9 protein-coding genes and 1 pseudogene are annotated in these 11,585 nt (G+C 71.5%); 3 read left to right on the top strand and 7 right to left on the bottom strand.

The features are described 5' to 3' along the window. Positions 1-601 precede the first annotated feature (601 nt). Both ACWF94_RS19970 and ptsP read left to right on the top strand, forming a co-directional pair. Positions 602-1,051 (top strand): PTS sugar transporter subunit IIA, encoded by a 450-nt coding sequence (locus ACWF94_RS19970; protein ID WP_453489767.1) that lies wholly within the window; start codon positions 602-604, stop codon positions 1,049-1,051. Positions 1,052-1,122: 71 nt separating this feature from the next. After that, a complete protein-coding gene (gene ptsP / locus ACWF94_RS19975; protein ID WP_453489770.1) occupies positions 1,123-2,793 on the top strand; it encodes a phosphoenolpyruvate--protein phosphotransferase in 1,671 nt (556 codons plus the stop codon). Positions 2,794-2,864: 71 nt separating this feature from the next. On the opposite strand, the gene ACWF94_RS19980 is transcribed toward ptsP, so the two are convergent. After that, a complete protein-coding gene (locus ACWF94_RS19980; RefSeq protein ID WP_453489773.1) occupies positions 2,865-3,893 on the bottom strand; it encodes a hypothetical protein in 1,029 nt (342 codons plus the stop codon). 77 nt (positions 3,894-3,970) lie between these two features. After that, complete coding sequence (locus tag ACWF94_RS19985) at positions 3,971-5,944, bottom strand: acetoacetate--CoA ligase (protein ID WP_453489776.1); 1,974 nt, start codon at positions 5,942-5,944, stop codon at positions 3,971-3,973. Positions 5,945-6,193: 249 nt separating this feature from the next. Between ACWF94_RS19985 and ACWF94_RS19990 the strand changes: the two genes are divergently transcribed. Further along, complete coding sequence (locus ACWF94_RS19990; protein ID WP_453489779.1) at positions 6,194-8,542, top strand: glycoside hydrolase family 31 protein; 2,349 nt, start codon at positions 6,194-6,196, stop codon at positions 8,540-8,542. Between the two features lie 203 nt (positions 8,543-8,745). Here the strand turns inward: ACWF94_RS19990 and ACWF94_RS19995 are convergent, their stop codons facing one another. The 5 genes and pseudogenes from ACWF94_RS19995 to ACWF94_RS20015 form a co-directional block, all read right to left on the bottom strand. Next, on the bottom strand, positions 8,746-9,249 hold the full coding sequence (locus ACWF94_RS19995) for an NUDIX domain-containing protein (protein ID WP_453489782.1): 504 nt from the start codon (positions 9,247-9,249) through the stop codon (positions 8,746-8,748). A 338-nt stretch (positions 9,250-9,587) separates the two neighbouring features. Further along, entirely contained in the window at positions 9,588-10,190 is a 603-nt protein-coding gene (locus ACWF94_RS20000; protein ID WP_453489785.1) for a GTP-binding protein, read from the bottom strand. Beyond that, positions 10,171-10,575: a DUF742 domain-containing protein gene (locus tag ACWF94_RS20005; protein ID WP_453489788.1), complete on the bottom strand. Its 405-nt coding sequence runs from the start codon at positions 10,573-10,575 to the stop codon at positions 10,171-10,173. Before ACWF94_RS20005 ends, ACWF94_RS20000 begins: the two co-directional genes overlap by 20 nt. Before the next feature lie 10 nt (positions 10,576-10,585). Continuing rightward, positions 10,586-11,038, bottom strand: a complete 453-nt coding sequence (locus ACWF94_RS20010) for a roadblock/LC7 domain-containing protein (protein ID WP_453489791.1) — start codon at positions 11,036-11,038, stop codon at positions 10,586-10,588. After that, positions 11,035-11,585 (bottom strand): annotated as a pseudogene (locus ACWF94_RS20015) (histidine kinase); the annotation flags it as partial. The gene ACWF94_RS20010 and the pseudogene ACWF94_RS20015, both read right to left, overlap by 4 nt.

Consider the following 11,585-nt stretch of genomic DNA (forward strand, 5'->3'; position numbering starts at 1 on the left):
CCGCCAGCGTTCGTCCTGAGCCAGGATCAAACTCTCCGTGAATGTCTGCCCGTAACCGGGCCACATCACGAGAGCGGGACAACCAGGCGGAATAAGCCCAGTCGTCCACAGCATCCTCGCCATGTATCTTTTTCTTCAAAGGAACCACATCCACCAGAACAAATCATTCCGGCAGACGGGGTATCAACATATCTGGCGTTGACTTTTGGCACGCTGTTGAGTTCTCAAGGAACGAACACTTCCATCGAACCTGTATCACCAGGCCCTCCGGGCGCTTCCCTTCGTTCTTTTCAAACCTTATCAGGCTTTTTCCGACTTCCTGACCACCGCCCTGCGGGCATGCAGAGGTTTAGACCAGTTAGGATCTCGGCTTGATAGGTGCTGCCGACCCCCGACTCAACGTCGCGTTGGGGCCAGGCAGGGGTACGACAGTACCTGCCACCGTGTGACGAGGCAAATCGTTTCCGGTATGCCTCTAGGTCCGCCAACCGGCAGCATTCAGGCGGAACTAGGACTTCATATGCCATACGCTGCTGAACAGTGCGCCGTCCGGCTCGGACAGTGACGGCGCAGTAACGAATCTCCGCCCCTGGGAGGCTCCATGACCACAGTGACGTCACCTCTTGCCGGACGTGCCATCGGACTAGCGGCGGTGCCGGACCCGGTGTTCTCCGGTGCGATGGTCGGTCCCGGTACCGCCATCGACCCCGTGCGTGAGCCGTCGGAGGCCATCTCGCCGGTCGACGGCGTCGTTGTGTCGCTGCACCCGCACGCCTTCGTCGTCGTTGACGACGAAGGGCACGGAGTGCTCACCCACCTCGGGATCGACACCGTGCAGCTCAATGGCGAGGGCTTCGAGCTGCTCGTCAGCAAGGGGGACACCGTGACCCGGGGGCAGGCGATGGTGCGCTGGAACCCGGTTGCCGTCGAGGAGGCGGGGAAGTCGCCCATCTGCCCGATCGTGGCCCTCGAAGCCACGGCGGACGCCCTCTCCGATGTCCGTGACGACGGCGAAGTCAAGGCGGGGGACACTCTCTTCGGCTGGCAGTGACATCACCGCGGTGACGGTGAGCAGGACTTCCAGCGGCGGCATGGGCCGTCGCTCGATCGGAGACGGGTGATATGGAGACAACGCTGCGAGGCGTCGGGGTCAGCCACGGCGTGGCGATCGGCGAGGTTCGGCACATGGGCACGGCGGTGCTGGAGCCTCCCGCCAAGCAGAACCCGGCCCAGGACGCGGAGCGCGAGCAGGGGCGTGCGCGCAAGGCTGTGGAGGCTGTGGCGGCCGATCTGATCGCGCGGGGCAATCTGGCCGGCGGTGAGGCACAGGCGGTGCTCGAAGCGCAGGCCATGATGGCGCAGGACCCGGAGCTGATGGCCGATGTGGACCGGCGGATCACCGTCGGCAGCACGGCCGAGCGGGCGGTGTACGACGCCTTCGCCGCCTATCGGGCGCTGCTGGCGGGCGCGGGTGAGTATCTGGCCGGGCGGGTGGCCGACCTCGATGATGTGCGCAACCGGATCGTGGCACGGCTGCTCGGGGTGCCGATGCCGGGTGTTCCGGACAGCGACGAGCCGTACGTACTGATCGCGCGGGATCTCGCGCCGGCGGACACGGCGTTGCTGGACCCGACGCTGGTGCTCGGGTTTGTGACCGAGGAGGGCGGGCCGACGAGCCACAGCGCGATTCTGGCGCGGGCGCTCGGGGTGCCCGCGGTGGTGGCGCTGCCGGGTGCCGGAGAGCTGGCCGAAGGGACGCTGATCGCGGTCGACGGCAGTACCGGTGAGATCTTTGTGAACCCGAGCGACGAGAAGCGGGGGGCGCTGGAGAGGGCTGCGGCGGAGCGCAAGGCGGCGCTCGCGGGCTCCAGTGGTCCCGGGGCCACGTCGGACGGTCACAAGGTGCCGCTGCTGGCCAATGTCGGCGGTCCCGGTGATGTGCCCGCGGCGGTGGAGGCCGGTGCCGAGGGCGTCGGTCTGTTCCGTACGGAGTTCCTCTTCCTGGACGACAGCAAGCAGGCGCCGTCGGAGGAAAGGCAGGTCGAGGCGTACCGGAAGGTCCTGGAGGCGTTCCCGGAGGGCCGGGTGGTCGTGCGGGTACTGGACGCGGGCGCGGACAAACCGCTCGATTTCCTGACCCCGGCCGACGAGCCGAATCCGGCGCTGGGGGTGCGGGGGCTGCGCAGTCTGCTCGAACACCCTGAGGTGCTGCGGACCCAGCTCACGGCGCTGTCGAAGGCGGCCGAGGGTCTGCCGGTGTATCTGGAGGTCATGGCGCCGATGGTGGCGGACCGTACGGACGCCAGGGCGTTCGCGGACGCGTGCCGTGAGGCGGGGCTGCGGGCGAAGTTCGGCGCGATGGTGGAGATTCCGTCCGCCGCGCTGCGGGCGCGCTCGATTCTCCAGGAGGTCGAGTTCCTTTCGCTGGGCACCAACGATCTGGCGCAGTACACCTTCGCGGCCGACCGTCAGGTGGGTGCGGTGTCCCGGCTCCAGGATCCGTGGCAGCCCGCGCTGCTGGATCTGGTGGCGCTGTCGGCAGAGTCGGCGAAGGCCGAGGGCAAGAGCTGTGGTGTCTGTGGTGAGGCTGCCTCCGATCCGCTGCTGGCCTGTGTGCTCACCGGTCTGGGTGTGACCTCGCTGTCGATGGGTGCCGCTTCGATTCCTTATGTGCGGGCGACGCTGGCGAAGTACTCGCTCGCGCAGTGTGAGCGGGCAGCCGCCGCTGCGCGGGCGGCCGACACTGCCGAGGAAGCGCGGGTGGCCGCCCAGGCGGTGCTGTCGGGCGAGTAGCCGGCGTATGCCGTGGTGTGAGGAGGGGTCCCGCTGGTGCGGGGCCCCTCCTTCGCGGTGGGCGCGCGGTTTCAGTGGTGGGATTCCGGGTCGTCGGTGGCGATGTCGAAGCCCGCGCGGTACTCCACTCCCGGTTCGGGGGAGATCGGCTCCCCGGTGGCCGCGTCGGTGCAGTAGGCGCTGAACACTTCGCCTTCGGTCAGGGGCCGCAGGCCGCCGTCGTGGAGTCGCCATCCATGCAGGCGGTCGGGAGCGTCGGGGGTCCGGGTGCGCAGGACCACTCCCCCGGGGTTGTCGAGGGCGATGGCAGTGGCGAGGACGGTGACGAACTCGGCGCCTTCGGCCGCGTCGATCCGTGCTTCGGCCGTGGCGTCACCGTCGGCGTGGAGGACTGCGAGGAGCTGTTCCTCGGGGGCCGGGACGCTGCACACGATGTGATGGGTGCCCGGTCCGGCCGCTTCGAGGAGCCGCATCAGGATGTGCGACGCCCGGTCGAAGGCGGCCCGGCCGATGTCCTGGCCGCAGTCGGCGCACTCTCCGATATCGGCCAGGAGCATGGTCGCGTACTCCCAGGTGGCCTGTCGGACCGCCTTGCTGATCAGCTGGGGCAGCAGGCTGCCGAGGGGCTGTCCGGTGTACGCCACGGTGCTGCCGTGGCGGGCGGTCGCGGCGGTGTAGTGGCTGCGGCTGAGGGCCGAGTCGGGGTCCAGGCTGTGTTCGGAGCAGTGGGCGGCGAAGTCCTCCGGGTCGAAGAGGGCGACCGTGGTGTGCAGTTGGCGGGCCGCGAGGGACTTGAGCAGGTCTTCGACGTGCCGCAGATATCGGGTGTGGTCGTCGAAGAGGAAGGTGCGGTAGCCGCGCATCGCCTGGAAGTCGAAGGTGTCTGCGAGGACGCCGACGGTGCCGGCGACCTCCCGGCGCAGGGTGCGCCGGGGAGATGTGCTGTTCCCGGGGCGGCCGGTGGCCGGGCGTCGCCGTCGGTCGTTTCGCCGTGCCCGTCGCCCGGCCTGCTTGCCCGACGCCTTGCCCGGCGTCCTGCCGGATGCCTTGCCTGTCCTGCCGGATGCCCTGTCGTGGCCGGATGCCTCGTCGTGCGCCATTTCTCCCCCTGCGGTCTGTCGGCTGGTGATGACTCACCGTAGCGGTCGCCACTGACAACAGGGCTGGAGGAGAGCGGTCACGGCTTCCTGGTGCGGGCGAGGTCCTCGTAGAAGGCCAGCAGGCCGGGGTTGTCGACGGAGCCGGGGTTGACCGCTTTGGTCAGAGCCGTGCCCTGGAGAAGTCGCTTCACCGGGACTTCGAGGCGTTTGCCGGTGAGCGTGTGCGGGACGGCGGGGATCTCGATGATGTCGTCCGGGACGTGCCGGGGGGAAAGCTCTTCGCGGATGGTCCGCTTGATTCGGGCGCGCAGGTCGTCATCGAGCGCCGCACCGTCGGCGAGGTGGACGAACAGGGGCATCCAGTAGCCGCCGTTGGGCTCCTCCAGGCCGATGACCAGGGATTCCCGGATCTCGGGGAGGCGTTCGACGGCTTCGTAGATGTCGGCGGACCCCATACGGACGCCCTGCCGGTTCAGGGTGGAGTCGGAGCGGCCGTGGATGATGACGGAGCCGTGGTCGGTGATGGTGATCCAGTCTCCGTGCCGCCAGACGCCGGGGAACATCTCGAAGTAGCTGTCGCGGTAGCGGCTGCCGTCGGGATCGTTCCAGAACCGGATCGGCATGGACGGCATGGGGTTGGTGACGACGAGTTCGCCGACCTCGCCGATGACGGGTCGGCCGTGCGGGTCCCAGGACTGGAGGTCGGTGCCGAGGGCCGGGGCCTGGAGTTCACCGATGTGGACGGGGAGGGTGGGCACCGCGCCCGCGAAGCAGCTGCACACATCGGTGCCGCCGCTGACGGAGGCGATCCACAGGTCTGCGGCCACCTCGTCGTGGAGCCAGCGGAAGCCGTCGGGCGGGAGCGGTGATCCGGTGGTGGCGACGCAGTTGATCCGGGACAGGTCGTGGTCTCGCGCCGGGTGGACTCCGGCCTTGGCGCAGGCCATGACATACGCGGCGGAGGTGCCGTAGAAGGTGGCGCCGGTGCGTTCGGCGATGCGCCACTGGGCGTCGGTGCGGGGGTGGCCCGGGCTGCCGTCGTAGAGGACGACGGTGGTGCCGGTGAGCAGGCCGGAGACGAGGAAGTTCCACATCATCCAGCCGGTGGAGGTGTACCAGAAGAAGCGGTCCTCGGGCCCGAGGTCGCAGTGGAGGGCGAGCTGTTTGAGGTGCTCCAGCAGAATGCCGCCCTGGGACTGCACGATGGCCTTGGGCAGGCCGGTGGTGCCGGAGGAGTAGAGAACCCACAGGGGGTGGTCGAAGGGGACCTGCTCGTAGACGGGCTCGGTGTCGCCCGAGGTGACGGCGGACCAGTCGAGGGCGCCCACAGGGGTCGCGGTGCCGAGGACGGGGATGTGGATCACGGCACGGAGGGTGGGCAGCTCCCGGCGGATCTCGGCGACGGTTTCGGTGCGGTCGTGCTCCTTGCCGCCGTAGCGGTAGCCGTCGACGGCGAAGAGGACGACGGGCTCCACCTGCTGGAAGCGGTCGAGGACGCTGGGGGCGCCGAAGTCGGGGGCGCAGGAGGTCCAGACCGCTCCGACGGCCGCGGTGGCGAGCAGCGCGGTGACGGCCTGCGGGATGTTGGGGAGATAGCCGCTGACCCGGTCGCCGGGGCGTACGCCGAGGGAGCGCAGTTCGGCGGCGAGCGCGCCGACCTGGCGGCGCAGCTCGGACCAGCTGATCTCGGCCGGCTCCTGGCTTTCGTCCACCTGGAGGAGGGCCGGCTCACCCGGGCGCTCGTCGGCGGCACGCAGGGCGTGCTCCGCGTAGTTGAGGGTGGCTCCGGGGAACCAGCGGGCGCCGGGCATGGCGCGGTCGGCGAGGACGCTTTCGTACGGGGTGTGGAAGCGGATGTCGAACCAGTCGGCGATCGCGCGCCAGAAGGTCTCCAGCTCGTCGACGGACCAGCGGTGCAGCGCCGCGTATCCACCCTGGGCGGGGGCTCCGTAGTGCTCGGCGGCCCAGGTCTGGAAGCGGGTGATCCGTGCGGCGGCAATCCGGTCGGGGTCCGGTTGCCACAGGGGCGCGGGGTTCGCTGCTGAGGTCATGGGGACGGCTCCCGGGTGGCTCTGGTCGGTCCTGGCTCGGTGGTAGGGGCGGTGCGTGCCGCCGGCCCGTGGTCCCGGGCTGTCCGGGGGCGGGCGCGCGGTGTGGCTGACAGGGACGATGCCATGTGATCGTCTTTCGCACCAGGGCACCGGATCCGCCGCCGGACGGGTGCGGGCATGGTCTCGCCACGGGTGAACGGGAGTTGAACTGTCCTCGTCCCTGCCCGGCCGGATGGCAGGCTGAGCTGCATGGACGGTCGTGGACTGGTGCGCTCGATGAGGAACTTCGCGACGTTGCGGGGTGTGCGCGCGACCCGTTCGGCGTGGCGGCGGCGCCGGATCGACGCCTGGGGGCTGCCCGCGCGGGGCCCGGAGAGGGCGAGGGTTCCGGGGGCGGTGACCGGTGCGGAGCCGCTGCCGGGGGGCGGGATCGTCCGGTTCGCCCGCTCGGAGCTGCGGATCCGCGTGGTGTCGGGCGGTGCGGTGTTCTGGGGATGGGACGGTGCGGGGCCTGGACCGTCGTACGCGCTGGCCGGTGCGGTGCCCGAGCCGGATCCGCGGGCGGAGCTGGAGCCGGACAAGGACGGCGGCTGGCGGGTGGTGTCGGAGCGGGTGACCGTCGAGGTGTCGCGTGACGGCGCGGTGGAGGTCCGTACGCCCGGCGGGGTCGTGCTGCGCCGTGAGCTTCCGCCGCGCTGGTGGGAGTCGGCGGAGGGCGGTCCCGCGCGGTGGATGCAGCGGACCGAGGTGGCGGCGGACGCCCGGTTCTTCGGGCTGGGCGGCCGGGCGTCGGGGCCTCGGCTGCGGGACGGCACGTACCGGCTGTGGAACACCGGCCCTGAGGGGTCCTTCGGACCGGGCGACGATCCGCTGTCCATCACGATGCCGGTGCAGTTGGTCGTCGCCGACGCAGGGACGCATCTCCTCTTCCACGACAACACCTGGGACGGCCGGGTGACGTTGTGTGAGGGCGAGGAGGGCGCGGGGTCGGGGCACGACCGGCCGGGGACCTGTGTGGTCCGGATGGAGGGCGGGCCGCTGCGCTGCTGGGTGATCGTGGGCACCCCGGCGCGGGTGCTGACCCGCTGGGTCCGGCTGACGGGCGCGCCCGCGGTGCCGCCGTCGTGGGCGCTGGGCCCGCAGCACGCGCGCCGGGGTTCCGGCGGCGAGCGGGAGGTACGGCGGATCGTGGCGGGCTATGCGGGGCGGGATCTTCCGCTGTCGGCTGTCCATCTCGACATCGGCCGCTGCGAAGCGCACCGGGTCTTCTCCGTCGTCCGGGAGCGGTTTCCCGATCTGCCGGCGCTGGCGAAGGATCTGCGCGAGCACGGCGTACGGCTGGTGTCCGTCGTCGATCCCGCCGTGCGGGCGGCTCCGGGGAACGCGGTGTACGACAGCGGGGTGGCGGGCGGGGTCTTCGTACGCGACGGGCGGGGGCGGGAGGTGCGGGGGGTGGCCTGGCCGGGTGAGTGTGTCTTTCCGGACTTCACCGATCCGGGGGTGCGGCGCTGGTGGGGCGAGTGGTACGGGGAGCGTCTGGCACCGGGCTTCTCCGGTGTGTGGCACGACCGGAACGAGCCGGTGTCGTTCGCGGCCTTCGGTGACAGGTCCCTGCCGCGGTCGGCCCGGCATGCGCTGGAGGGGCGGGGCGGTGATCACCGGGAGGCGCACAATGTGTACGGCCTGACGATGGCGCACGCCGGGTACGAGGGGTTGCGGCGGCTGCGCCCCGCGGAGCGGCCGTTTCTGGTCTCCCGCTCCGGGTGGGTGGGGATGCAGCGGTACGGAGGGGCCGGGTCCGGTGACGTGGCCACCGGCTGGCCCGGGTTGCGGGCCTCGCTCGCTCTGGTGCTGGGACTGGGGCTGTGCGGGGTGCCGTACTCGGGGCCGGACATCGGCGGTTTCGGCGGCAGCCCGTCGGCTGAGCTGTTTGTGCGCTGGTTCCAGCTCGGGGCGTATCTGCCGTTGTTCCGTACGTACGGGGCGGTCGGCGCGGGTCGTGGGGAGCCCTGGGAGTTCGGGTCCGACGCCCTGGAGTGCGCGCGGGCCGCGCTCGCCGAACGGGAGCGGTTGCGGCCGTACTTCGTCACGCTCGCCCATCTGGCGCGGCTGACGGGGGCGCCGTACGCCCGGCCGCTGTGGTGGGGCTGTCCGAAGGACCGGGGGCTGCGCGAGTGCGAGGACGCCTTCCTGCTGGGGGACGCGCTGCTGGTCGCGCCGGTGCTGGAGCGCGGGGCCGGCCGCCGGGCGGTGCGGCTGCCCCGGGGGCGCTGGTACGACACGGGGTCGGGGCGGGCGTACGACGGGCCGGGGCAGGTGCTGGTCGATGCCCCGCTGTCGCGTGTCCCGGTGTTCGCGAAGGGCGGTTCGGTGCTGCCTGTCCGGGGGGCGGACGGGCGGCTGGAGCTGGAGGTGTGGGCGCCGCCGGCGGGGCGCAGGGGTGGCGGGCTGGTGGTCCCGGATCCCGGTGACGGCTGGGAGAAGGCGGAGGTGGAGCGGTATACCACCCGGCTCGTGGACGGCGGGGTGCGGGTGCGGCAGGTCAGGGGGGACGGATCGGGTCCGCCGAGGTGGCGGGGGCGGGTGCGGGGGCTCTGAGGGGCGGGGCGCCGAGGCCGCGGGGCGCGGGTGCGGAGGCCCTGAGGGGCGTGCTGGTGGGTGGGCTCCGAGGTGGCAGCCGCCAAGGCGGGAGGGCGGGGCGGTGGGGCTCCGAGCGGCCGTGGGTGCCGGGGTCCGTCGGTTGGGCCCTTCCGGCCGTGGGGGCCCGAGCGGCCGCGGGCCGCTCCCGCCTCCCGGGGGCCTCAGTCGTAGCGGCCCACGAACCAGCGGCGTACCGCCGTGGTGTGCAGGGGGAACGCGAGCTCGGCCGGGGTGCGCAGCAGGTGCCAGCCCGTGGTCTCGTCCGTCGGTACCGAGGGCGGCAGGTCGTCGGCCCGGCGTTCGGGCAGCAGGCCGAAGAGCAGCAGATGGCCGCCCGGGGCGCTCAGGGCGTCCGCGAGCCGGACGTCCGCGGCGGGGGCCTCGATGCCCGTCTCCTCGCGGAGTTCACGGACGACGGCCTGCTGCCACTCCTCGGCCAAGTCGATAAATCCACCCGGCAGGGCGACCCTGCCGCGCTGTGGCTCGATGGTGCGGGTGATGACGACGAGCCCGGGTCCGGTCGCGTCGTACGCGGGCTGGAGCGCGACGGCGACCGGGAGCGGGTTGCGGTAGGCGGTGTCTCCGCAGGCCGGGCAGGTGCGGGGCCAGCCGGTGACAGAGCCGTAGGGGGCTCCGCAGTTGCCGCAGTAGGAGTCCTTGGGCACGCCGCGGACTGTATCCGATCAACGCGGGTCCGTGGCAGAATTCTGACGTACCGTCAGATCATTGTCTCGGGGAGGACTCGTGACACACATACCCGTGGTGGCCGGATGGTTCACCGACGACAGCGGCGCGGAGGGGTTTGGGGCCACAGCTTTGTGCGCCATGGAACGGCCGCCGCGCGGGCCGCCCTCGCGGACGCCGGGTGCCCGGGGCCCGGGTGGGGATCAGCGCCAAAACCAAGGGTTGTTCGGACACGGCTCGGCGGTCCTCGCTCTGCGCTGAGCCGCCCCTCCGGGCCGAGGGGCGGCGCACCGGTGGCCCGTACCCCCGGCCGGCCGGTTCAGGTGGCGGCGGGCTCGCGCCGCCCGTCGACCCGGGTCAGGGCGTGCTCGACCACCGCCACCAGGACTTCCTTGACGTTCTCGCGCTCACGCGCGTCACACATCATCAGGGGTACCGCGGCATCGAGGTCGAGCGCCGCGCGTACGCTCTCGGCGGGGAAGCGGCCCGCACCCTCGAAGCAGTTGACGGCCACCGTGAACGGGATGCCCCGGCGTTCGAAGTAGTCGACGGCCGCGAAGGAGTCCTCCAGACGACGGGTGTCGGCCAGCACGACCGCGCCCAGCGCGCCTTGGGCCAGTTCGTCCCAGAGAAACCAGAAACGATCCTGCCCGGGGGTGCCGAACAGATAGAGCACCAGGTCCTCGCGGAGGGTGATCCGCCCGAAGTCCATGGCGACGGTGGTCGTCGACTTGTTCTCGACCCCCGCGGTGTCGTCCACGGGACGGCCCGCCTCGCTCAGAGTCTCCTCGGTGCGCAGCGGCCTGATCTCGCTGACCGCGCCCACGAGGGTTGTCTTTCCCACGCCGAATCCGCCCGCGACCAGGATCTTAAGGGTCACCGGCTCGACGGGCCGTCGGCTGCTAGAGCGCCCGAAGACCATTGATCACCTCGCGGAGAATATTCACGTCCGGCAGCTCGGCCGGTGGAACGGGACGGGTTACATGGACCAGCTCGTCCTCGACGAGATCGCCGACCAGGACGCGGACCACTCCTACGGGGAGGTCGAGACCGGCCGCGAGTTCGGCTATCGACTGCGGAGCGCTTTCGCAGCGCTCCACTATTTCCACATGCTCCGGTGAGAGCAACTGGTCATTGCCTGGGTGATCGGCCGCCGGTTCCGGTACGACCAGGGCGATCAGATCCATGCGGTGCTGACCCGCGCTGCTGGTTCGGCCGCGGGTCATCGCGTACGGGCGGACCACTGGGCCCGCGTCGGCGTCGAAGAAGTGGCGCAGGTGCCGGGCGTGATGAGTCGACTCACTCATGCCGGAACCCTCACCCTCCGGGAGAGTGACCGGTCCGCGGGGCGGTGGCGAGGTGGGCTCCTACCCGTTTGACCATGAGTGTCATCTCGTACGCGACCTGGCCGACGTCGGATTCCGCGTCGGCGAACACGGCGAGACAGCTGCCGTCACCGGCCGCGGTGACAAAGAGGAACGCGTCGTCCAGCTCCACGACGGTCTGGCGCACGCTGCCCGCGTCGAAGTGACGGCCCACGCCCTTGGCGAGGCTGTGGAAGCCGGAGGCGACGGCGGCCAGATGCTCGCTGTCCTCCCGGGTCAGCTCGCGCGAGGTACCGGTCGCCAGTCCGTCGCCGGAGAGCACCAGGGCTTTCTGAATGCTGCCGACGCGGTCGACCAGCTCGTCGAGCAGCCAGTTCAGTTCGCCGGATCCGCGGGCGGCCGAGCGGCCCCCGAGGGTGTTTGCTGCGCCATGCGGTGCGGTCATCGACCGTCCCCCTCCGATGTCGTTCGTGGTGCTGACTGACCGGGGGCGGCGCCGTTGGTCCGGGCGGCGTCCTCGTCCCCGTCTGCGTTCTTGAGGCGGCCCCGCTGCCAGCCTCGCTGCATGGATGCCATACGGTTGCGCACTTGCTCCGCGTCGCGTTCGACGCCCGCTCCGGGCCGAGGGACCCGGCCCCGGTCGGGGTAGGTGTCCTCCCAGTTCTCCCGGAGCTGGGGGGCGAGGCTGGCCTGCCGCACCCGGCGGGGCAGCCCGTCGGCGCGGGCCGGCGGTGCGGGCACCAGGCCGGCGGTGGGTCGGGGCGCGTCCGTGCGGCGTCGGTGGACGCCGTTCCCTGGCGCGCTGCTGGGCATTTCGGCGCGGGTGGGGCCGAGGTCCGCGGAGGGGTGGTTGCGGTCCTGGTCCCCGACCCGGCGCCCGTGATCGCTCACGAGGGTGGGCGGCTTGCGGCGGGGCAGCGGTACGGCGCCCGCGCTCCGTACCGGCGCCGGGTCCGGCGCCTGCTGGTGCTGCTCCTGCGTCCCGCGCCGCC

It is taken from the genome of Streptomyces sp. NPDC055078, from assembly GCF_053607985.1.

Bases quoted from the DNA above. Each gene is read 5' to 3' on its own strand.
- ACWF94_RS19980 (WP_453489773.1), bottom strand. From the start codon at position 3,893: ATGGCGCACGACGAGGCATCCGGCCACGACAGGGCATCCGGCAGGACA.
- ptsP (WP_453489770.1), top strand. From the start codon at position 1,123: ATGGAGACAACGCTGCGAGGCGTCGGGGTCAGCCACGGCGTGGCGATC.
- ACWF94_RS19970 (WP_453489767.1), top strand. From the start codon at position 602: ATGACCACAGTGACGTCACCTCTTGCCGGACGTGCCATCGGACTAGCG.
- ACWF94_RS20000 (WP_453489785.1), bottom strand. From the start codon at position 10,190: ATGGTCTTCGGGCGCTCTAGCAGCCGACGGCCCGTCGAGCCGGTGACC.
- ACWF94_RS20005 (WP_453489788.1), bottom strand. From the start codon at position 10,575: ATGAGTGAGTCGACTCATCACGCCCGGCACCTGCGCCACTTCTTCGAC.
- ACWF94_RS20010 (WP_453489791.1), bottom strand. From the start codon at position 11,038: ATGACCGCACCGCATGGCGCAGCAAACACCCTCGGGGGCCGCTCGGCC.
- ACWF94_RS19985 (WP_453489776.1), bottom strand. From the start codon at position 5,944: ATGACCTCAGCAGCGAACCCCGCGCCCCTGTGGCAACCGGACCCCGAC.
- ACWF94_RS19990 (WP_453489779.1), top strand. From the start codon at position 6,194: ATGGACGGTCGTGGACTGGTGCGCTCGATGAGGAACTTCGCGACGTTG.